At 47.4% G+C, this 23,336-nt stretch carries 19 protein-coding genes; 11 read left to right on the plus strand and 8 right to left on the minus strand.

Annotated elements, in window-relative coordinates:
- Together VIM72_RS20860 and VIM72_RS20865 are read left to right on the plus strand one after the other, a co-directional pair.
- The coding region (locus tag VIM72_RS20860; RefSeq protein WP_332004762.1) for a hypothetical protein at positions 1-2,392 on the plus strand (2,392 nt) is incomplete at its 5' end.
- Between the two features lie 483 nt (positions 2,393-2,875).
- Positions 2,876-5,029 (plus strand): TonB-dependent receptor, encoded by a 2,154-nt coding sequence (locus VIM72_RS20865; RefSeq protein ID WP_332004763.1) that lies wholly within the window; start codon positions 2,876-2,878, stop codon positions 5,027-5,029.
- On the opposite strand, the gene VIM72_RS20870 is transcribed toward VIM72_RS20865, so the two are convergent.
- A complete protein-coding gene (locus tag VIM72_RS20870) occupies positions 5,026-5,769 on the minus strand; it encodes an alpha/beta hydrolase (RefSeq protein WP_332004764.1) in 744 nt (247 codons plus the stop codon). The two genes, VIM72_RS20865 and VIM72_RS20870, sit on opposite strands and share 4 nt — an antisense overlap.
- Positions 5,770-5,826: 57 nt before the next feature.
- Between VIM72_RS20870 and VIM72_RS20875 the strand changes: the two genes are divergently transcribed.
- The 5 genes from VIM72_RS20875 to VIM72_RS20895 all read left to right on the plus strand — a co-directional run bounded on the left by VIM72_RS20875 (position 5,827) and on the right by VIM72_RS20895 (position 10,986).
- Positions 5,827-6,534 carry an esterase family protein gene (locus VIM72_RS20875; RefSeq protein ID WP_332004765.1) on the plus strand — a complete coding sequence of 236 codons (708 nt, stop codon included), beginning with the start codon at positions 5,827-5,829 and terminating at the stop codon, positions 6,532-6,534.
- A gap of 5 nt (positions 6,535-6,539) precedes the next feature.
- Positions 6,540-7,631, plus strand: coding sequence for a hypothetical protein (locus VIM72_RS20880; protein ID WP_332004766.1), 1,092 nt, complete (start codon positions 6,540-6,542; stop codon positions 7,629-7,631).
- Between the two features lie 107 nt (positions 7,632-7,738).
- The gene (locus tag VIM72_RS20885; RefSeq protein WP_332004767.1) at positions 7,739-8,839 is read left to right on the plus strand and encodes a carboxylate-amine ligase; all 1,101 of its coding nucleotides are present in this window, start codon (positions 7,739-7,741) and stop codon (positions 8,837-8,839) included.
- Positions 8,840-8,873: 34 nt separating this feature from the next.
- Positions 8,874-9,770, plus strand: coding sequence for a type 1 glutamine amidotransferase (locus tag VIM72_RS20890; RefSeq protein ID WP_332004768.1), 897 nt, complete (start codon positions 8,874-8,876; stop codon positions 9,768-9,770).
- A gap of 10 nt (positions 9,771-9,780) precedes the next feature.
- Positions 9,781-10,986 (plus strand): hypothetical protein, encoded by a 1,206-nt coding sequence (locus VIM72_RS20895; protein ID WP_332004769.1) that lies wholly within the window; start codon positions 9,781-9,783, stop codon positions 10,984-10,986.
- 36 nt (positions 10,987-11,022) lie between these two features.
- On the opposite strand, the gene VIM72_RS20900 is transcribed toward VIM72_RS20895, so the two are convergent.
- Positions 11,023-11,772 (minus strand): hypothetical protein, encoded by a 750-nt coding sequence (locus VIM72_RS20900; RefSeq protein WP_332004770.1) that lies wholly within the window; start codon positions 11,770-11,772, stop codon positions 11,023-11,025.
- Between the two features lie 163 nt (positions 11,773-11,935).
- On the opposite strand from VIM72_RS20900, the gene VIM72_RS20905 reads away from it, so the two are divergent.
- Both VIM72_RS20905 and VIM72_RS20910 read left to right on the plus strand, forming a co-directional pair.
- Entirely contained in the window at positions 11,936-13,060 is a 1,125-nt protein-coding gene (locus VIM72_RS20905; RefSeq protein WP_332004771.1) for a hypothetical protein, read from the plus strand.
- A 49-nt stretch (positions 13,061-13,109) separates the two neighbouring features.
- Positions 13,110-13,502, plus strand: coding sequence for a RidA family protein (locus VIM72_RS20910; protein WP_332004772.1), 393 nt, complete (start codon positions 13,110-13,112; stop codon positions 13,500-13,502).
- 50 nt (positions 13,503-13,552) lie between these two features.
- Here the strand turns inward: VIM72_RS20910 and VIM72_RS20915 are convergent, their stop codons facing one another.
- The 4 genes from VIM72_RS20915 to VIM72_RS20930 form a co-directional block, all read right to left on the minus strand.
- Complete coding sequence (locus VIM72_RS20915; RefSeq protein ID WP_142683001.1) at positions 13,553-13,858, minus strand: rhodanese-like domain-containing protein; 306 nt, start codon at positions 13,856-13,858, stop codon at positions 13,553-13,555.
- A 38-nt stretch (positions 13,859-13,896) separates the two neighbouring features.
- Positions 13,897-14,712 carry a PASTA domain-containing protein gene (locus VIM72_RS20920; protein WP_332004773.1) on the minus strand — a complete coding sequence of 272 codons (816 nt, stop codon included), beginning with the start codon at positions 14,710-14,712 and terminating at the stop codon, positions 13,897-13,899.
- A 26-nt stretch (positions 14,713-14,738) separates the two neighbouring features.
- A complete protein-coding gene (locus tag VIM72_RS20925; RefSeq protein ID WP_332004774.1) occupies positions 14,739-15,725 on the minus strand; it encodes a D-alanine--D-alanine ligase in 987 nt (328 codons plus the stop codon).
- Between the two features lie 147 nt (positions 15,726-15,872).
- Positions 15,873-16,220 carry a 4Fe-4S dicluster domain-containing protein gene (locus VIM72_RS20930; protein ID WP_142683004.1) on the minus strand — a complete coding sequence of 116 codons (348 nt, stop codon included), beginning with the start codon at positions 16,218-16,220 and terminating at the stop codon, positions 15,873-15,875.
- Positions 16,221-16,314: 94 nt separating this feature from the next.
- Here VIM72_RS20930 and VIM72_RS20935 point away from each other — a divergent pair, with 94 nt between their 5' ends.
- Positions 16,315-17,313, plus strand: a complete 999-nt coding sequence (locus VIM72_RS20935) for an acyl-CoA reductase (RefSeq protein ID WP_332004775.1) — start codon at positions 16,315-16,317, stop codon at positions 17,311-17,313.
- A 454-nt stretch (positions 17,314-17,767) separates the two neighbouring features.
- On the plus strand, positions 17,768-19,342 hold the full coding sequence (locus tag VIM72_RS20940) for a trypsin-like peptidase domain-containing protein (RefSeq protein ID WP_332004776.1): 1,575 nt from the start codon (positions 17,768-17,770) through the stop codon (positions 19,340-19,342).
- A gap of 275 nt (positions 19,343-19,617) precedes the next feature.
- Here the strand turns inward: VIM72_RS20940 and VIM72_RS20945 are convergent, their stop codons facing one another.
- Positions 19,618-20,379, minus strand: coding sequence for a LytR/AlgR family response regulator transcription factor (locus VIM72_RS20945; RefSeq protein ID WP_078672331.1), 762 nt, complete (start codon positions 20,377-20,379; stop codon positions 19,618-19,620).
- A complete protein-coding gene (locus tag VIM72_RS20950; RefSeq protein ID WP_332004777.1) occupies positions 20,376-23,300 on the minus strand; it encodes a sensor histidine kinase in 2,925 nt (974 codons plus the stop codon). Before VIM72_RS20950 ends, VIM72_RS20945 begins: the two co-directional genes overlap by 4 nt.
- Positions 23,301-23,336: the final 36 nt, after the last annotated feature.

Genomic DNA, 23,336 nt, shown 5'->3' on the forward strand with positions numbered 1-23,336 from the left:
CATCACTACCACTCCTAAAGGTGGTTCAGGACAAGGTACAGTGTCTTCCACTCCTATCGATTCACTGAAGAAACTGTCTGATTTCCTTAACTCTAAATATGGTTACGATCCGGGAGCTTACGACAACTTCCCGACATTTGATACCAAGAACCACAAGATCCTCGCTAAAATTGACTGGAACATCAACTCTGTACATAAATTAACGCTGAAGTACAGCGACTTTAAAGGTTCTGAAGTAGTTATGCTGAATGCCACCAGCGTTCCTAACACCACTATCGGGCCCTTCTTTGTAACCGGAGGTTCTGCCAATGGCGACACCCGTCTGCCAAACAACCGTTTTGGTCCGGCTTCTATGTCGTTCAACAATTCCAACTATGGCTTTGATCATACTGTAAGAAGCGGTACAGTGGAACTGAACAGTACCTTCAGTGCTAAAATGTCGAACCAGTTAATCCTTACCTATACCCAGAACCAGGATACCCGTAATTCACTGGGTTCCCCGTTCCCGACAGTCGATATTTTTGATGGCGCCGGTAAAAACTACATCAGCTTCGGAACAGATCCATATACCCGTAATAACGACGTAATTAACAAGATCTTCTCTGCAACTGATAACTTTACCTACTACGCTAACAAGCATACCATCACTGGCGGTATTACCTATGAGCATCAAAAACTGGGTAACATGTTCATGCCAGGATCATCCAGCTACTATATCTATAATACCCTGAATGATTTCATGACCGACAAGGCGCCTGCATATTACGCCAACACTTATTCCCTTGTACCAGGTACCCCCCAGGTATATTCAGCAGAACTGAAAATTGGCCAACTGGGTGTTTATGCACAGGATGAATACCAGGTGAATGAAAAATTGAGACTGACATTAGGTGTACGTGCTGACTTGCCGATATATGGTGAGCAGCCACTGGAAAACCCTGCTATCAGCGCCCTCCAATTCCCTGACAAGGATGGCAACATGACTAACTACAGCACTGGCAAATGGCCTAAAAATCGTATCCTGCTGTCGCCCCGTTTTGGCTTCAGATGGGATGTTGAAGGTGATAAATCCTTCATCGTTCGCGGTGGAACTGGTATCTTTACCGGTAAAATACCTTTCGTTTACCTAACCAACATGCCCACCAACAGTGGTATGTATCAGAACCAGGTAGTAATCAACAAAGCTGCTGATCTGGCTGGTATCAGATTCAATACCGATCCCAGCGCTTACCTGGGTAAATTCCCGACCACTCCGTCTAATGTAGCACCTGCAGGCTTTACCCTGATTGATCCTGACTTTAAATTCCCTCAGGTATTTAGAACAAATATCGGTGCTGACAAGGCCCTGGGTGCTGGTTTCATATTCACTTTCGATGCGATGTATACCAAAGACATCAACGCTGTAAGAATGCGTAACGCCAATCTGAAAGCTCCAACCGGTCAGCTGGATGCCAATGGCGATGACCGTCCAAGGTATCCGTCTACGCAAACTAAAGGTGATAAATTCGTAAACGTAAACCAGACTTCTGTTATCCTGATGGAAAACACTTCCAAAGGTAACTCTCTGGCTTTAACCGCCCAGGTAACCAAAACCTTCTCTAATGGTTTATATGGTTCCGTGGCCTACACATTCACCAGTGCTAAAGATGTAACCGGTAACCCGGGTAACCAGGCTGCTTCAATCTGGCAACTGAACCCTAACATCGGTACTTCCAATGCCATTGAACTGTATAACTCTCAGTACTCTATTCCTCATCGTGTAATAGCTAACATCTCCTACCGCAGGGAATATGCCAAGCACTTTGCTTCTACCCTGTCGCTGTTTTACGAAGGACAAAACCTGGGCAGAGTCAGCTATGTTGTGAACGGTGATATCAACGGCGATGGTAACAACGCTGCCGATCTGATGTATATCTATGCAAAAGGTACTGACGTAAACTTTGCACCGTTTACTCCGAGAAACTCTACCAGACAATTTACTGTTGCCGAACAACAGGCCGCTTACGACCAGTTCATCTCCAACAGCAAATACCTGAACAAACATAAAGGTGAATACGCAGAAAGAAACGGCGCACTCCTCCCCTGGTACAACAAGCTGGATGCCCGCTTCCTGCAGGACTTCTATATCACTACTAAAAACAACATGCGTCACACTTTACAATTTAGCGTGGACATGTTGAACCTCCCTAACCTCCTGAATAAAAACTGGGGCGTAAGACAGCAGGTTACTTTTGCCAACCCGCTGGTTAGCAAAGGTGTGGATGCAACCGGTAAGGTTACTTACAACATGACGAATGTTGATAATAACACCTTGCTTACCAGTCCGTTCCAGGATACCCGCAGTAACCTCAGCACATGGGGTATGCAGCTTGGTCTGAGATACAGCTTCTAAGACTAATTTCTTAATTAAAAAGGCTCTGGCTATTAACAGAGTACTGAAAGAGTACCTTGTTTAATGCGCAATCTTTAAAAAGCGATTAAGTAAAACATGTTTTTACTTAATCGCTTTTTTATTGGCCCTATATCGCAGGGGCCACCAGGAATGAACTGGTATCCCAAAGAGGTGAATACAGTGTTTATAACCTGCTGTTTTTATACAATTATCCTCACTACAGCTAAAAATATCCTTACCATAACCCTTACATAACCCTTATCTTATAGATATATCTTATATAACACTTACCTAAGGGTTATATAAGGGTTATATATGGGTTATCTCTGAAACCCACACCTATGGCGGCCGCTCAGCTCCCCTCCCTCCCGGGCAAAAACATCCCCTGAAAATTTTCCCGATTGCGTAAATCCCCCCACCTCCTTTTACCTAACTTCGCTCCCCGAAATAAAAACGGCCAAACTAAAAACGGCACCACACTACATGTTACACAAGAAATTATACCTGCTTCTCCTTTCCGGCTGCGGAATCACCGCACCACTGCTGGCGCAGGAGAAAAACAATAAAAAAGATACACTGGGCACACCAAGAGCACTGGGAGAAATAGTTGTTTCCGCCAACCGCAAACCGGTAACCCTGGATAACGTTCCCTCCTCGGTAACCGTTATCACCAGGAAAACACTGGAGAACGACATGACCGTGAACACCGATGTTACAGACATCCTTGCAAGGGAAGTACCCGGCCTGGCGCCCGGTACCCAAACCAACAGCAACGTGGGGCAATCCCTCCGCGGCCGCTCTGTGCTGATCATGATCGACGGCGTGCCGCAGTCTACCCCGCTCCGCAACGGGGAGGTCGACATGCGCTCCATCGACCCTTCCGTATTGGAAAGAGTGGAAGTGCTGAAAGGCGCCACCGCTATTTACGGCAACGGCGCTACCGGCGGGTTGATCAACTACATCACCGTTACGCCCAAAGAAGATAAAATACTCTCCGGTAAAACCATGATCAATGCCACCGGTTCTCTCACCAGCATCAAAAACAGCGTGGGTGGCCGTTTGAACCAGGTATTACAGGGAAAATATAAAAAGTTCGATTATATAGTAAGCGGCGTAGCCGAACAAACCGGCGAGTTTAAAGACGCAAAAGGCAAACTGGTAGGCCCCAACTACAGCCTGGGCGAAACAGACAGCTACAACGCCTTTGCCAAAGTAGGCTACCAGGTGAACAGCCGTCAGCGGATCCAGCTGATGTACAACTATTACCGCAGCCAGCAGAACTCCAATTATACCCTGGTGAACGGGGATATTGCCAAAGGCATTCCCGCTTCGGGCGTATTGGGCAAGCCTGCCGGCGTTCCCACCGGCCCGAGGGGCAATCAAACCCTGCACCTGGAATACCAGGCCGACAGCCTCATTGGTGGCACCTCTCTTTCCGCAGATGCCTATTATGAATCAAGAGACGATATCTTTTATGTATCGTTCGGCCGCTTTGAAGGAGGCGACGGACAATCCCATACCATCGATAAAAAGAAAGGCTTAAGGCTGATGTTCAACTCCCCGCTGTTGAACAAGCCGGCTTTTAACGGTACGCTTTCCTATGGCGCGGACCTGCTGAGCAACAAAACATCGCAGCCACTGGTAGACGGCAGGGTTTGGGTACCGGAAATGCATATGCTGAACTATGCGCCGTTTGCGGAAACACAATGGTCGCTCTGGCAAAACCTCATCCTGAAAGCAGGTGTACGTGTGGAAAAAGTACGTGTAAGCGTAAACGATTACACCACCCTGCAACTTACGAACGCCAACGGTACCGTGAGCGCCCCAAGCATTGCTGTAAAAGGAGGCGACCTGGATTATACCGCTACCCTGTTTAATGCAGGCATCCGTTATAACCGCCTGCCGGCCTTTATGCCTTACTTCAGCTTTTCACAGGGCTTTTCTGTATCTGATGTTGGCTTAGCGCTGCGCGATGCGAAAGTAAATGATATCAAAAAGATCAATACGGAAGCAGTACTGGTAAATAACTATGAGCTTGGCTTTGTAAGTGAGCATAAAAAACTCCGGTTTGAGCTGAGCGGTTTTATCAGCACATCCAAACTCGGGGCCGACATGATCTTTGATCCCAACACCGAACTGTTCAATGTAAGCAGAACACCGGAACGCATCTACGGTGTTGAAGCGTCGCTGCAATACCAGGTACTGCATAACCTCGATATCAGCGCCAGCTACAGCTACGTGGAAGGTAAAGCGGATACCGCTAAAGCAGGCGGCAGTTATAATGTGTACCTGAACGGCAGAAGAATTGCGCCGCCTAAAGTAAGCGGCAGCATCGCCTATCGTCCGTTGCCCGCGCTGGAAGTACGTTTACAGTACATGGGCGTAAATGGCCGGAACCGGTTTGAGAAAAATGCCAAAGGCGTATACAATGGCAACGAAGGAAAGGTATCAGCATACAACCTGGTGAACCTCAATGCCAGCTACAAAGTAGCTCCACGCACATTACTTACATTAGGTATCGATAATCTCTTTAACGAGGATTATTTCCCCGCCCGCTCCCAGTGGTTTATGCAGCCGGGATTCTATTCCAAAGGAAGAGGCGCCTCATTTAATATAGGCATTGCCGTTAACTATTAATAGAAAAAAGGTAATTGTAAGAAAAGATCCATCGCAGTTTTCCAGGTGGCCATATCATGACGGCCACCTGGAATCTCCAGGGAGAAAATATCCTTATCCGGTTTGTAGCCCTTTTTTAACAGCTCCTTTATCAGGTCCCGCGTATCATCAATACTGTCAATCACCCCGTTGTTGTTCCTGTCTGCCGTTTCGTCTGCCGTACCACACTCAAAAAAGAACTGTTGCCCCGGGTGATAGCTGCCTGCGCGGATCAGCTGGTGCATAATACGGTCGGTATCATCATTATATCCCTCGCCCAGCGGTTTGCTGCGCCACCATAGGGAACCGGAAAAAACGCCGGCCAGCCCGAAAAGATCCGGGTGCCGCCACACAATATCCAATGCGGATAAACCGCCCAGGGAAAAGCCTGCAAAAGCACGTTTTACAATTTGCAAACCGGGGTACTGCTGTTGCAGGAAGGGCAGCAGCTCATCAATAATAAAACGGGTATAGTTCCCCGCCAATTGCCCCTGCCCCATGTAATCCGGCACGCCCGCAGTACCATAAATAGCTTTCCGGTCGGCATCCGCGTGAATGCCCACTGCCAGTACCGTTGCCGGCAGCCCGGGTAATAAACCGGGTAATTCCTGACCATCATTTACCAGTAAAAGTATATGTGGAGATGTACCCGTGAAGTAGCTGCCCAGCTGCATACTCCGTTGCAGGTGCACAGAATTGATAAAATGTTGACGTGTTTGCACCGCAACAATTTACCAATAAACCAATAATCTTTTTTAAATTTAACTAAACACTTCCCTGTGACCGAAAACTATGTAAAATGGCATTCTCCCAACCTGGGAAAGGAATTTGAGATGTTGGTATTCGGCGATAGCGGGTACCCCCTGCTCCTCTTCCCTACCTCCATGGGCCGTTACTATGAAAGCAAGGACTTTGGCCTGATTGAAGCCATGCGATGGTTTATTGATGAAGGAAGGATTAAAGTGTATTGCCCCGACAGTATTGATGCCCTCAGCTGGTATAACAAAAGTATTTCCCCGGAACAAAGAGCGTATAATCATACCTGTTATGATAAACTGCTGATGGAAGAAATACTGCCACGGATAACCGCGGAAACCGGGCATCAGCGGATAGTGGCCGCCGGCTGCAGTTTCGGCGGGTATCATGCCGCCAACTTTGCATTCCGGCACCCGGACCGTGTGTCGTACCTGTTCAGCCTCAGCGGTATCTTTGATATCAGGTTCCGGATGGACGGGCACTATGATGATAACGTATACTATAATAACCCGGCCGATTATGTGCCGGACAACCAGCATGAAGACCTCTGGCGCATGGGCATCGTGCTGGGAGTGGCCGACAACGATATAACCCGGCCACAGAACGAACAGCTGTCTGGTATACTGGCCGGTAAAAAAATAGCCCACTGGCTGGATATCCGTCCACAAACCACGCACGACTGGCCCGTATGGCGGGAAATGTTGCCGTATTATGTTTCACTTATCAAGTAAGCACCATGAAAAAAATAGGGATCCTCTTCGGACAGGAAAACACTTTTCCACAAGCGTTTGTAGACCGTGTAAACCGCATTAACCCTCCCGGTATCTTCGCGGAATTTGTGACCATCGACAAGGTAATGCAGAACACCGATCCGGGCTATGCAGTGATTGTAGACCGTATTTCACAGGATGTGCCCTTCTACCGGTCTTACCTGAAAAATGCAGCCGCCACCGGTACCGCCGTTATCAACAACCCTTTCTGGTGGAGCGCCGACGATAAATTCTTCAACAACGCCCTCGCGGAAAAGATTGGCGTAAATGTGCCGCGCACCGTATTGCTGCCTTCCAATAAACTGCCGGATGATACCACGGACCAATCGTTCCGTAACCTCATTTACCCGTTCGACTGGAACAGCATTTTCGAATATGTGAGCTTCCCTGCATACATGAAACCCTACGCCGGCGGCGGATGGAAACATGTATACCGCGTAGAGGATAAAGATGACTTCTTCCATAAACACGGTGAAACCGGCCAGCTGGTAATGATGTTACAGGAAGAGATAGACTTCAGCCAGTATTACCGCTGCTTTTGCATAGGCGGTAAAGATGTGCGCATCATGCCCTACAATCCCAAAAATGCACCGCACCTGCGTTACCAGGCGGATTATGAGCCCAGCGCTGAGCTGGCGGAACGGATCACTGAGCAGGTACTTGCCCTGCATCAATACCTGGGATACGATTTCAATACCGTAGAAATAGCAGTGCGCAGTGAAGTGCCTTATGCGATCGACTTCTGCAACCCTGCGCCGGATGCCGATCTTCACTCTATCGGTGAAGAAAACTTTGAATGGGTGGTGGAAACCATGGCCAGGTACGCCATAGAAAGAGCAATCGCACAAAAACCAGGGAAAGACAATCTCACCTGGGGCAAATTTGTGCATCCCGGCCGCGCAAAAGCAATACCGGCAGCTACCACGGAGAAAAAGAAAACCACCGCTCCAAAGGAAAAGAAAACCTCACCGGTAAAGGAAAAGAAAAGTACCGCAGGAAAGGAGAAAAAAACCACTCCTAAAAAAAGCCCGGTGAAAAAACAACAAAAAGAAAAATGAAACCGTTTATCTACCCTACATTTGCAGACGGCATTCATTTTTAACCGCTGAAATAAATTGCTGTAATTACCGCTGCATACCCGCAGCTAAAAGCTAAAGCTAACAACATGTTTAAGGCGTTCACGCTGGGGATCGAGGAAGAGTATATGGTAATGGACCCTGTTACCCGGGAGCTCAGATCACATGAACAAAAAATAGTAGAACAGGCCCATAAGGTGATCAACGACCAGGTAAAAGCGGAGTTTCACCAGGCCGTGGTGGAAGTAGGCACACAAATTTGTGCAGATATCCACGAGGCCCGGAAAGATGTTGCCTTCCTGCGCCGCACTATTGCGCAAATAGCCGGCGACCTGGGATTCAGCATCGGCGCCTCCGGTACCCACCCTTTCAGCAAATGGGAAAAACAACTGATCACCGATCATCCCCGCTATTTTGAAATAGTAAATGAAATGCAGGATGCCGCACGCTCCAACCTCATCTTTGGTTTACATGTGCATGTTGGAATGGAGAACCGGGAAATGGCTATTCACATCGCCAATTCCGTGCGCTATTTTCTCCCGCATATTTTTGCATTAAGCACCAACTCCCCTTTCTGGGAAGGGCGTAACACCGGCTTCAAATCCTTTCGTACAAAGGTTTTTGATAAATTTCCCCGCACCGGTATCCCCGATTATTTTGCCAGCATAGAAGAATACGATAACTATATAAAACTGCTGGTAAAAACCAACTGTATCGACAATGCCAAAAAAGTATGGTGGGACCTGAGGGTACATCCTTTCTTTAATACCGTGGAATTCCGCATTTGCGATGTACCGCTCACCCTGGACGATACCATCATGATAGCGGGGCTTTTCCAGGCGGTATGCGCCAAGATCTATAAACTGCGGATGCAGAACCTCAATTTCATTATCTACAACCGCGCACTGGTCAACGAAAATAAATGGAGGGCTTCCCGTTATGGAATTGACGGGTACCTGATTGATTTTGGTAAGGAGATAGAAGTAAATACGCGCGCACTTATTTCCGAACTGCTCGACTTTATCGACGATGTAGTGGACGACCTCGGCAGCCGCGATATTATTGCCGCCACCACGCAACTGCTGGAAACCGGCACAGGCGCAGATAAACAATTGCAGGTATACGCCGATACAAACGACCTCGTAGCCGTAACGGATTTTATCCAGGGCCGGTTCCTGCAGGGCTGCTAATCACCATAAAATAAATTTCGCGTAATTTTGCCCCATGCATCCGATAAAAAATAGCTGGAAGGTGGCTGTGCTGGATATGTATGAAGGTGTTCCCAATGAAGGGATGCGCTGTATCCGTGAAATACTGGCGAAATATGCCGGCATGCACATGCTGGACCTGCAATTTGATGAGTTTGAAGTAAGGCAGCAGATACAGGTTCCCGATACTTCCTATGATATATATATTTCCACTGGCGGTCCCGGCAGCCCGGTAGCCAGTGAAGGCAGCGACTGGGAAACAGCCTATTTTTCCCTGGTGGAAAACCTCCTCGAATGGAACCGGACCCATGATGTGAAAAAGCCGGTCTTTTTTATCTGTCATTCCTACCAGCTCATGTGCCGCTATTATAAACTGGGCAATGTATGCAAACGGAAATCACCCGCATTCGGCGTATTCCCTGTACACAAAACCGCCGCAGGCATGCAGGAGAAAATATTCAGCGCGCTGCCGGATCCTTTTTATATTGTGGATAGCCGCGACTGGCAGGTGATAGAACTGGATTATGAGAACCTGCAGGCAATGGGCGGGCACGTCATTGCACTGGAGAAAGAACGGCCGCACGTGCCGCTGGAACGCGCTACCATGGCCATCCGGTTTAATGAGCACTTTATTGGTACACAGTTCCACCCCGAGGCAGATGCCGCCGGCATGCACATGTACTTACTACAGGAAGAAAAGAAAAAACAGGTGGTGAACCATCACGGCCTGGAAAAATATAACAGCATGATCCACCAGCTCACCGATCCGGACAGGATCATGCTTACGCACGACCGTTTTATTACCGCATTCCTGGATTATGCTATTTATGGCCGGTTGTCCGACAGGCTGGCTGCCATTGAACGGCTGGCGCAGGTAACGGCGCATAATGATAATGAGCACTCGTTCTTCTAATTAAAAAATTATGATCCCCGCTGTCAGAAAATCATATAACCAACAATTCACCCCTGCGCAATACCAGGCTTTTTTAGATGGCATTGCTGCAGATACCGGTGTAACGCCCGCTTTCAGGGTAGCCGAAACACCGGTGTTTGTACCGGCCTCCCTCAGTAATAAACTGGTACAGGCCTGCGAGGAAATTGTGGATGTGCTGCTTCGCCCCGATTTTAAAACCATTACCCGCGATGCCATTCCGCCCGCGCTGAAAGTGCCGCATGAAAATGAGCATCCGCATTTTATTGTTATTGATTTTGCCGTTTGTAAAGCAGCCGATGATTCCCTGGCGCCCCAGCTCATCGAGTTACAGGGATTCCCTACCATGCTGGCTTTCCAGGAAGTGATGGCCCGTCGTTTTAAAACACATTTTAACATACCGGCCACGCTCAGCAATTTTTTCAACGGTTTGGATGAAGCCGCCTATTACCAGCTGCTGCGTGATATGATCATTGGCCCTTATGCGCCGGAAGAAGTGATACTGCTGGAAGTGAAGCCGGAAGAACAAAAAACACGGATCGATTTTCACAGCACGGAAAAAAATCTGCATATTCCCACCGTTTGTTTAACCGCCCTCATACAGGAAGGTAAACAGCTGTTTTATATGAGAGAAGGCGTAAAAACCCGTGTACAGCGCATTTATAACAGGATCATTTTCGACGACCTGCAACGGCAGGCCGGAAGCCTGGGCGACCATGTAAATCTTTTCCAGGAACTGGAGGTGGAATGGATCACGCACCCCAACTGGTTTTACCGGATCAGCAAGTACATGATGCCCTTTATTCACAGTGAATATGTGCCTAAAAGCTGGTTCCTGCATGAATTGCCGGTAGTACCTGCGGACCTTGAAAATTATGTGCTGAAGCCACTCTTTTCTTTTGCAGGACAAGGGGTATTGATAGATGTAACAGCAGAAGATATTGACCGGATCAAAGATCCGGAGAACTGGATATTGCAACGCAAAGTGAAATATGCGCCCGCTATAGAAACGCCTTCCGGGCCTGCCATCTGCGAAATACGCATGATCTATATCTGGCAGGATGGCGCTGCAAGGCCCATGCTGGTGCATAACCTGGCCCGCATCAGCAAGAGCAAAATGATAGGCGTGGGATTCAACAACCAGGATACCTGGGTAGGCGGCAGCTGCTGCTTTTTTGAATCCGGCGGCACAAAATAAAAAGAGGAAAGCGATACTGCTTTCCTCTTAAAAAGATTATTCAAACTCTTCAATCAGCGGGCCGGTAGTGTATTCACTCCTTTTTCCCACGCCAATAGCCAGTTCCTGGTTCTCGCTGTTCTTAACGATCAGGAAAGGCTGCCCATACTTCTGTTTACCGGCAAAAATCACGGCAACATCTGTACAGGAATAAACATCTTCATTGGTTAATGTTATCTCTTTGTTGTTGTCCAGTATGTTTTCCGTTTTTTTATTTTCTTTCCGGAGATGTAATTTTCTTCCTACATACTGTTGTTTCAACCATTCGTAGTTGCCGTTGATAATCACGGGAGTGTTTGGAAGATTATCTTCCGGCACCTGGTAAAGCAGCAGCTTCCGGTCTTCATCGCGCAATGTAAAAATCAGCGTGGTAGTACCTTCCAGGTTTCTACGGTCGTAATCAACAATGCGGAATGTTTTATTTTCTATGGCTTTGTAGGGCGTATAAAAATGTCCGCCTTTAAGCACGCTTTTATACGGCACCTCCACTACGGCTTTCATTTTAAGATTATCCAGCAAGGTATCCTCCTTGTTTCGCACGGCGCGCCGCGGATTCAGTTTCAGGAAAGTGATCTCCTGTCCAACCAGCGTTAACTGGGCTATATCCGGTGTAAGATGCTGAAAGGCAATACTGCTGTCGTAAGGAACTAAAACCGGCTTCTTCTGCGTATCCCTGTATTTAATCTGGGCGGAAGCGCCAAAGCTGGCTGCCATTCCCAAACACAAGGCTAAATGTTTCAATTTCATATCACTAAAATATTGGCAAAGATATATTGTTTCATTGCTGTGCCTGACACAGCAATTTGTTAAAAAACATAACGGAGAGTTTGCAAATACATTGCGTAGCCCACTTTTATCTTTGATATAAATATTTACTTTTATGTAAATATGTCAACTTAATACCTGTCTTATGTTTAGTAACCTGGCCATAGATGTGGCGCTTGGTCTTATTTTCATTTACCTGCTATACAGTTTGCTGGCCTCCGTGGTACAGGAGCTGTTTGCCAGGATCTTCAATGCCAGGGCGCGGCTGTTAACCAAGGGCTTACGCCGGATGCTGGAAGAGGATGATCACAGTACAGATCTTGGCTGGTTTGGAAAGTTCACCTTCTTCAATTGGTTTTATGAACTGGGATGGAGCGTGGTTTATTTCTTCGAGCCTTTCCGGAAAAATCCTTTTCTTAAAAAGTTCTACAACATGCCGGCCATCCGCAGTCTTGGGGAAAACAGCGCTACTTCCAGGCCGGCCTATATCAGCCCGCAGATCTTTTCCCAAACGATGGTGCACCTGTTGCGCAGCAGCGTGCCGGAACATAAAAGCAGCGATGCACAGGCCATGAAGGCAGCGCTGGAGCACAATTACCTGCACCTGGCGCCGGGTACGCGGGAGCATTTGCTGCAGCTGTTTGAAGACGCCGGGCACAATATGCCCTCCTTCCGCGTGAATATAGAAGGCTGGTTCAACGAAACCATGACCCGTACCAGCGGCTGGTACCGTAAACAAACCCAAACATGGCTGCTGTGCATCGGTATCAGCATTGCGGCATTGTTTAACGTGGATTCCATTGCGATAGCGCGGATCCTGATGAAAGACAAAAACGTAAGATCACAGCTGGTGCAGCTTGCCGCCAGCCGGGCCCCGGGCTATACCGCTATCACGGATACGCTTATACGTAAAAACGTGCTGCAGAAAGACAGCGCCTTTTTCCGGGCCGATACCTCCATCCGCGTATTTGTGGCGGATACCTCGCTGATCGGCGTATACGCCATGCTTCGCAACGATGCCGGCGATGCGGCCAATGTACTGGGCATCAGCCGGGCCTGTGTTCCGGACACCACGGGCGGCCGCCTCACTGTACGGTGCGGCTATACGCATCCGTTCCAGCAAAATGGCTGGCTGGTATTTGCGGGCTGGTGCATCACGGCCCTGGCTATATCGCTGGGAGCGCCTTTCTGGTTCGACCTGCTGGGCAAGGTGGTGAAATTCAGGACCACTACTCCGCCGCCTGCAGATAACACTGCCGCCACACAGTAAAGAAGATGTTGTAGATTTGTGTATCTCCTCATCTCTCTAAAAAACAACTATGAAACGCACCAATTACTCCTCCGGGGCGCTCTGGGAAGGGAAAGTAGGCTACTCCCGTGCTGTAAGGGCAGGCAATATCATTGAGGTATCCGGCACCGTAGCATCCGATAACGATAAAGTAGTAGCCGAAGGTGACGCCTATGAACAAACGAAATTTGCCCTGGCAAAAATAGAATCAGCGCTGATCAATGCAGGGGCCACATTACATGATGTGGTACGCACCCGTATGTTTGTAACAGATATCTCCAGGTGGGAAGAATATGGAAGGGCTCACGGGGAATTCTTTAAAAGTATTAAGCCGGCAACCAGCATGGTGGAGGTAAGTAAACTGATTGATCCCCGTTACCTCGTGGAAATAGAAGCCACGGCTATTGTAGAGCAAAAAGCCTAGCGGAGAAAATCTTCTGCGCCTGGTAACCCGGCGCAGAAGACGTCATGATATTATTTATACAGCTCTGTCCATTTCAGCATACCACCCACCAGGTTTTTGGTGTTGGTAAAGCCCATGGAATCGAGCAACATACAAGCCTGCCCGCTACGGTTGCCGCTGCGGCAATACACGATGATCTCCTTGTCTTTCCAGTCTTCAATTTCATCCACCTGCATCTGCTGTACAAAGCCCAGAGGAATATGCGTACCACCGATGTTGAACTCTGCACGCTCATGTGGCTCTCTTACATCTAATATATAAAGCTCTTCGCCGCTGTCAATACGTTGTTTCAGTTCTTCTGCCGTAATGTTTTGCATGTTATTAAGTATTTAGAATCAAATTACATCATTTTCAACTATTCCTGTTCAACAGGTTTCACTGTAGCGGTACTGTCGGTGACCGGCTTGGTGGCGGATAACCAGAAATCAACGCTTTCACCGGCCCTTACCATATTAAAATCGCCGATCTCGTTTTTACGGGCAGGCACCTGCTTAATGATATAGGCGTTGGCCGTATCGGTTACGCTGGGATCGATGATCACCGTGCCCTGGTTAAGGTTACTGGCGCTGAGCATTTCCCGGGCTTCCGCAAAGGTGAGCCCTACAAAATTAGGCACCGGGTTTTCCACGCTGCCGGTTCCGCTGCTCAGGATCAGGGTGATATTGCTGCCTTCTGCTACTTCAGTGCCCGGCTTCACTTTCCTGCCGTTCAGCAGCTGCTGTAATACCGTGTTGGTGGCAAAATCCGGTTTGTAAATGGTATCTCCCACGTTGAGCCGCATGCTTTTCAGCATCATTTCGGCGCTGCGGAAGGTAAGTCCTTCAAGGTCCGGCATTTTTACCATAGGCGCCACTGTTTTATTGACGGTCAGGTAAATAGTTCTGCCTACTTTTACCTGCGCTCCCTTATCGGGCGTTTGCGCATACACGGCCAGGGGAGGAATGGAATCAATATAAATAGAATCCCTTACATCGGCCTCAAAACCGGCTTTCTCCAGCAATTCAATAGCTTCCTTTATATTTTTCCCATGTACATCCGGCACGGTTTGCTGTTGTCCATGTTTGGTGATGACACCCAGCATAGAGAAAAATAACAGGGCCAGGGCAAAAAACATTACAATAACCGCCAACAGATTGAATAAAAAAGAGCGTTTGGTAATAAAGTCGAACACGATAATTATATTAAGTGTGATAATCCTTACTTCAGGCTTTCTTCCAAAAGCAGGCCATAAAATTCTGACAGTGTTTTCCCGGCAGCTCTTACCTGCTGCGGAACCAGGCTGTTTTCAGACTGGCCGGGCATTGTATTTATTTCCAGGAAATATAATTTCCCTGTGCCTTCTTCATAGATAAAATCCACGCGCACAATGCCTTTGCAATTCAGTTTATTATAAATAACGGTGGCGGTTTCCTGTACCTGGCGGGCAACATCGTCCGTTACCGGCGCAGGGGTGATTTCGTTGGATACCCCTGGGGTATATTTCGCTTCGTAATCAAAAAACTCTTTGCTGCTCACTACTTCCGTGATCGGCAATACCGTAATGGCGCCATTGGCACGATACAGCCCCATGGTCAGTTCCCTGCCTTTGATAAACTCCTCGATAAGCACCTGGGAATCTTCCTTAAACGCCTTATCAATAGCCGGCTGCAGTTCTTCCGCAGTTTTCACCTTAGACATGCCGATGCTGCTACCCCCTTCTGCGGGCTTCACGAACACGGGTAAACGCAGTTGCTGCAGTATTTCTGCTGTATCATATGGCTGCTGACGGAAAATATGTACTGATCTGGACACATTCACCACCTTCAGCGCATCTACCACTTTATTGCAATAGCTCTTATTAAAGGTCAGTGCCGAAGTAACCATTCCACAGCTGGTAAAGGGAATACCGAGCATTTCGAAATATCCCTGCAGGCGGCCGTCTTCTCCCGGTGTACCATGGATACCGATAAATACAGAATCAAAAGTGATCTTTTCCCCGTTGATGGTTAAGGAAAAATCATTTTTGTCCACTTCAGTCACCAGCCCGTCGGCCCCGGTATGGCTCCAGCTGTTTTTAGTGATAATGATCTTGTATACATTATATTTACTGCTGTCCAGGTTATTCTCAATAGTTACGGCACTTTGTACGGATATCACATACTCCCCGGAATATCCACCGGCTACCAGAGCTATATTCTTCTTCATAAGATGTTTTGCTATAAGCGGGTAAAGTTAAAGGTTATTTGTTAATTGTCAAGAGCCACTGCACAGGCCGGCGGCGGCTGTTCAAATTACATAAAAAAACCGTCCCAGCCAGAGCAGGAACGGTTATTCAGCTTCCTTGAGAATATTTTAGATGTGGAGTTTTGCCTTCTTGTCCATCAGCTCATCTACGGTTTCCTGGTACATTTCGTCAGGAACGCAGCAATCTACCGGGCAAACCGCGGCACATTGCGGTTCTTCATGAAATCCCTGGCATTCTGTACATTTGTTGGGCACAATATAGTAGGTATCTACACTGATAGGCGCATTCCGCTGGTCAGCATCCATTACACTACCGTCCATCAATGTATAGGCGCCTTTTACGGTGGTTCCATCGGCTATTGCCCATTCAACACCACCCTCGTATATCGCATTGTTGGGGCATTCCGGTTCGCAGGCGCCACAGTTTATACATTCGTCTGTTATCTTAATTGCCATAGTGTAAACTTTTTGGTTAAGTAGTAAGCCATTAATTTTGTGTGACAAAAATAAAATTTTCCCGGTTTAATTAGGTCATTATTTATACAGTTTCATGAACATAACAGAAAAAGAAGCCGCATTGGTGCGCCTGGGGCAGTATCTGGCGGATAAAAGCCCGGAATTGGAAGCAGTTAAAGAACGCGCATATGTTGCCAACGGCTGGTTTATTCCCTCCTTTATAGACAATGCAATAGATAATATTACCCGCTATTTCCTGTCGCCTGAGCCTTTACAGCAGTGGCTGCAGGGCTATCACAAGGTAACAGAAGAACGGGCGCCCAAAACGGTGGGCATAGTTTCCGCAGGAAATATTCCCCTGGTGGGCTTCCACGACTGGCTCTGCGGGTTTGTTAGCGGGCACCGGGTAAAAATGAAACTTTCCGGTAAAGATGAGATCCTGATGAAACATATCCTGGAAAAGATCAGTGAATGGTACCCCGACCAGGCCGGGCAGACGGAAATACATGACATGCTGAAAAACTGCGACGCCTATATTGCCACCGGCAGCAACAACTCCGCCCGGTATTTCCATTACTATTTTGCCAAATACCCGCATATCATCCGGCATAACCGTACCTCGGCCGCTATCCTTACCGGTAAAGAATCAACGGAAGAGCTGCTGGCGCTGGCAGACGACATCATGATGTACTTTGGCCTGGGTTGCAGGAACGTGACCAAGATATATGTACCGCTGAACTACGACTTTGCGCCCCTGCTCAAAGCCCTGGAGAAATACAGCTACCTGATTGAGCATCATAAATACAAGAACAATTACGACTACAACCTGGCCCTGCTCCTGCTGAACAGCAGCGCCTATATGACCAACGGCAGTATCCTGCTGCAGGAAAACACCGGCCTCTTTTCACCGATCAGCGTTTTACACTACAGCTATTATGTGGATATGGCCCAGCTGCAACAGGAGCTTTCCGGGGAAGATGCCCTGCAATGCCTGGTAGGACAACAATTCACTCCCTTCGGCTATGCCCAGCAACCCAGCCTCACCGACTACGCCGATGGCGTGGACACACTGAAGTTCCTCCTCGAATTATAGCGGCGCGCGCCTTCGGCGCTTGCCGCGGAAATTGTCTTGGAACAGGATTAGGTTGATTATACTGATTTTCTGGATTTTTATCTTTGGGGATTTTAAATGATAGAGAAGATATATTCGCTTATATCTTCCCTAATCATTTAAAATCAAAAAAATCAAAAAAGTAAAAATCCAGAAAATCAGTATAATCAACCTAATCCTGTTCCAAGACAATTTAAAGCGCCGAAGGCGCGCTGGCGCACTAACAATTTGTCGGAATTACTTGTTATATTGACAGGCAGGCTGCCACGCCTGTCAGTAGGGTATTAAGGGGTGTTTAACGATTGATATAAAAATGTGTTAAAGTAAATCCTCCCTGTTGCGTTTGATTCATGGTGCGGATTAAATTTGTGGTAAGGGCATGTAAATTGATCATATCCCCGCGTTATTATTAATTATCACGCAAACACACTATAATATGAAATTCAAGCAAATTGTTACGACTGTCTTTCTCAGTGCTGTAACGGCAGCTGCCTCCATATTTGTGTATGGCAAATATTTCCAGCCGAAGCAGCCAATTGTTTTCCAGAATGGCACCGAAATCCCTGTTAACTACGCCCGCTATATGCCGGGTACGGAAGGGAATGCAAACGCTACCCCACCCTCAGATTTTACCACCGCGGCAAAGGCAGCTGTGCCAGGTGTAGTACATATCAAAACAAAGATCAACCCCAGGCAGGTAACCAATGGTAATAACCTGCAAAGAAGACGCAGTATCCTGCAGGATCTTTTCGGAGATGATTTTTTTGGAGATGAATTTAATGGTGGCGGAGATGGCCGCAGGTATTATGTTCCGGGCCAGATGGCTTCCGGTTCCGGCGTACTGATCTCTGCAGACGGGTACATTGTAACCAACAACCACGTAATTGCCGATGCAGACGAAATCAGCGTTTCCCTCAGCAACGAAAACAAAGTATTCAAAGCAAAACTGATCGGTACAGACCCCAGCACCGACCTGGCCGTTATTAAAATCGACGCAAAGGACCTGCCCTACCTGTTGTATGGTAACTCCGACAACGTGGAAATAGGACAATGGGTACTGGCCGTGGGTTACCCGCTTAACCTGGATGCTACAGTGACTGCCGGTATTGTGAGCGCCAAATCCCGTTCTATCGGTATCAACAGGAGCGGTGGCAGGGTAAACAGCGCTATCGAATCCTTTATACAAACTGATGCTGCGGTAAACCAGGGTAACAGTGGTGGCGCATTGGTGAACACTGCCGGGGAACTGGTAGGTATCAACTCTGCCATTGCCTCCCCCACCGGATCTTATGCAGGTTACTCCTACGCTATCCCGGTAAACCTCATCAAAAAAGTGGTGAATGATATCCTCAAATATGGTAACGTTCAAAGGGCTTACCTGGGTGTAAGATATGCGCCTTCTTCCCTTATCGCCAATATGAGTGATGAGCAGCTGAAAGACGCTGGTATCAAAAGAGATGTAAACGGCGTACAGGTAACAGACGTATTGCCCAACAGCTCCGCTGCTGCCGCCGGCCTCCGCACCGGTGATGTGATCACCGCTGTGAACGGCGTGAAAATCCCTACCACTTCCCAGCTGAGCGAACAGGTAGCCCGTTACAAACCAGGCGATAAGATCAGTTTGAGTTACCTGCGCGATGGTAAAGAAATTACTGTGAACAACGTGGTCATGAAAAACCTGAAAGGTAATACAGACCTGGTAAAGATCACTGCGCTGGACCGTTTGGGAGCCGATCTTTCTGAGCTCGACAAAGACCAGGCAGCCCGTTTGGGTGTAAATGGAGGTGTGGTAGTAAATGATATCGGCAACGGTATCCTGAAAAAACAAACCACTATGGCCCCCGGTTTTGTGATCCTGAAAGCAGGCAATACACAGATCACTTCTGTGGATGACCTCAGTGATGCAGTGGAAAAACAAAAAAGCCTCAAGCTGATAGGTTTCTATCCCGAAAAAGGCGGAAACATCTATTACTATAATATCGTTACCGGCGCCGGCGCCGAAAACCTTTGATCCATTTATTAAATAATTAGGTTTAGGTCTGAAAAAGAGAAAGTCCCGTTTCCGGTAAGCCGGAGCGGGACTTTTTCCATTAAGTAGTACATGCGTTGCCTGGAAAAGCTGTTCATGCAATCAGGCATTCTATGAAAACCTATTAGAAAAATAGTATAAGTATATGATAAGTTGGCGAGGCATTCCGTAAACGGGATAATCGGTTTAGCTAACGCATAAAAAAGCCGGTTAAGCGATGGCTCACCGGCTTTAATAATTAAAAAAATTTAATAATATTATAAGTTGATCACCCCTTTCAACTGGGTAAAGAACTCGTCTTTTTTACGGGAAGAGATGGGAATATTCTTCTGATCGCTCATCACCACGGCCGTTCCCAGCCCTTTAATGATCTTCACAATGTGATGGATATTGATGAGGAAAGATTTATGCACCCGGTAAAATCCTTTATCGGACAGCATTTCCTCGTATTCCTTCAGCGATTTGGAGATCAGGTGGGATACGTTATTGATCAGCTGAATTTTGGTATAGCTGTCGAATGCTTCACAATAGATAATGTCCTTCAGGTCAATCACGTTATACCCGTCGTTCACCGGTATAACGATCTTTGAGAAGGCATTATCGTTATTTTTTACATAGTCTTTCAGTATGGACGCCAGTTCATTCAGCCGTCCCTTCTTACTTTTTTTGACTTTCTCCAGCGCATCTTCCACCTCACTTACCTTGATTGGCTTCAACAGGTAATCGAGTGCGGCAAATTTAATTGCCTGCAGTGCATACTCCTGGAAAGCGGTGATAAAAATAACCTCAAAGTTCAGCACCGGAAACATCTCCAATAGCTGGAATCCATTGTGTGGCGGCATCTCAATATCAAGAAACAGAACATCAATGGGGTTGTTTTTTATCATTTCCGCCGCCTCATTGATATTTTGCGCCTCACCGACAACTGTCACATCTTTGCAGTAGTTCTCGAGTATATTGCGTAAAATATGAATGTTGCGGACTTCATCGTCTACAATGGCAGCTTTTATATTACTCATAACATCTTAACAATGGGAATCAGTATTTCAACTAAGGTACCTTCCTTATTGCCGAAACCAGATTTAAATTTATCAATAATTTCTAACTTTCCAACACTTCCATTAAAAGATTTTATAATCTGCAACCGCTCCTTAATCACACTAAGTGCGGTGGACTCGTGTTTAATGAGCCTTGAACTTTTAATGCTGTTCGACTTATCCCAGCCTATTCCGTCGTCATCTACTGAGCAGTACAGCAGGTCGTCTACCATTTCGAGGCGGATTTCCAGGTAACCGCTTATATTCTTTGGCGCCAGGCCATGTTTAATAGCGTTTTCTACTATCGGCTGAATGATCATGGGAGGAATGTAGATGGTATACTCCTTTAAGGTATCCTCCATAATAAAATGATAGGTAAATGAATGCGCAAACCGGATCTTCTCCAACTCGAGGTAGCGGGTCAGGAAGGCGATTTCTTCTTCCAGTGATATATACGATTTCCTGGAGTTATTGAGCATCTGCCTCATCAGCGTAGCGAAGTCCGCCAGGAAATTCAGCGCCTGTTTCTCTTCTTTTTCCAGTATCAGGTGCTGTACCGAGTTCAGTGAGTTGAAAATAAAATGCGGGTTCATCTGGTTGGTAAGCGCTTTGGCTTCCAGCTCCGCAATACGCCGGTTATACTCCGTTTTACGTTTTTCCGCCTGTTTGATCCGCCGGATAATATACCGTAAACCTGCCAGCACCAGCAATAAGCCGGCCAGCAGCAGTATGCCCCTCGCCCACCATTGCTGGTACCACCTGGGCAGGATACTTACATTGATGCTTACCGGTTTGGACCAGTCGCTTTTGTACTTCTTCGCCCTTAGCATCAGGGTATAGCTGCCAGGTTGCAGATCGGGGAAGGGAATGATGTTGGACATGGTGGTTACCCATCCGCTGGTAGTATCTCCCGAAAAATTATACTGGTATTCCACCAGCTCCGGCAGGTCAAAAACGATGGTGCCGAATTCCGCCTCAAATGAGGCTTTGCGTTGATAGAGATGCACAAAATTACCCGAGGCCAGGAAAGTGCTGTCGCCATACCGGATGTTATTCAAGTAAATCACCGGTGGCACGGTATCCACCGGGATATGGTCTGCATTAAAATAACACAACCCGTTGGAAGTGGCAATGTACAGGATATCCTTATCAGCATACACCCCGCGGATATCATCGGAGGGCAGGCCATCGCTGGAAGTGATATTACGTGTAATCGTCTGCTTTTTTATGTCGATGACGGATACACCGCGGTTCGTAGCCACATACAACCGGCTGATGCCGTCGTAATAAATCTGCTGGCAGATGTCGCTGGCGAGGCCGTTGGCGGTAGACAGGTGTTTGATCACCTTGTTGTTTTGGATCACGTAGATGCCCTGGTCGCTGGTACCTATCCACAGGGAGCCATCCAGCCATTTCAGGTCCTTGATGCTTACCTTCAGCAGGGTATCCACGGCGGCGGGTTGCAGTTGCCGTTTGCGGTCGGTACAAAAAAACAGGCCGCTGTTGGTACCTACATAATAAGCGGAGTCGTTGATACTGGCCAGCGAGGTAACCAGCATGTCGAGGTCATTGATGGAATAGTTATCCGGCACTACCACCTGGTTCTTTGCCGCGATCCTTATTTTGCCACCAGGCGATACATCCACATCCTTCAGCATTTTTACCGAGGTAATGAGCGATGATTTCCGGGACACGCTGTTGAATTTATACAAACCGTTATCCGTACCGATCAGTACATTGTCGTTGCTGTACGGGGTAATGGAAAGTACGCTGTTGCGGCCGGAAGTGGTGTCTACCGTGTATTGGCGGATATTGTTACCGGCATCTATTGTATTGAGCACGCCGGCGTTCTGCCCGATAAGCAGCAGGTTGTTTTTTTTGTCTTTGCTGATACTGAAAATAGAATGTGAGTATAGCCCGTTGGTATTATCGAGATAACTGAAATAAAAATTTTTATAGGGGATATTATATACACCATCGCCAAAGGTGGTGATCCAGATATTACCGTCCCTGTCTTTCAACAACGAGGTAATAAAGTGATTATCCAGCAGGCGGATCACATTTCTTTCCCCTCTGAAATATCCTTTAAGGAAATAGAGCGCACGTTGGGTACCGATCCAAAGGTTATCGTTATCAATGCAGATGTGGCTGATATCATCCCTGATGCCCCATTCTTCTCCATTGAAAAAACGCACGGCATCCTTCCCGGTGTAGGAAAACAGGGTATTCCGGATGATCACGATCGCGCTTTCATTGATGCGGGCCTGGAAATTGGTATCTTCTAACGGGTACGGGGATACGGCGTATATGTGTTGCTGCGGGTTGCCGGGATCCGCCAGGCTTTCAAGATGAAAGGAAGCCTGCAGCGGGTGAAAGATGCTGTCGTTGCGCATCAGGAAGTACAGGTCTGCCCCGGAGGCGCCCAGTTTATCGTAGATTGTTTTTCTGCCGTTGTATTGAACAATCCGGTTGTTGGTATTGAGGAACCAGATGTAACCGCCTTTGCCTTCAAAGGCGTACTGCATGTAGTGGCTGCGGCTGTTGAAGATGAGGGAAGAGTCGTTTTCCTCGCTGTGGATCACTGATTTTTCATAAAAGGACGGCTTTCCGTTGAGAGTAAAAAACCATACCCTTCCTTTGGAATCGGCAGCGAGTTTCACTACTTCATTATCTGTAAGACCATCTTTTTTGGCGTAGTTGCGGAACCGTTTACCATCAAATTTACTAACGCCGGTAGGTGTTGCAAACCATATGAACCCGTCTTTATCCTGCACAGCAGCATAAACAGTAGCGTTGGCCAGCCCGTCCTTCACATTATAGTTACGGATCATCAGGCCCTGGGCCAGGGATGTTGTAACAGTGCAAAAGAAGACCAACCCCCATAACATTATGAAACGGTTCAAGGGCATCGGATCATTTTAACGGTTTATTTGTGGGAA

This window comes from Chitinophaga sp., assembly GCF_036569185.1.
GTDB lineage: Bacteria > Bacteroidota > Bacteroidia > Chitinophagales > Chitinophagaceae > Chitinophaga.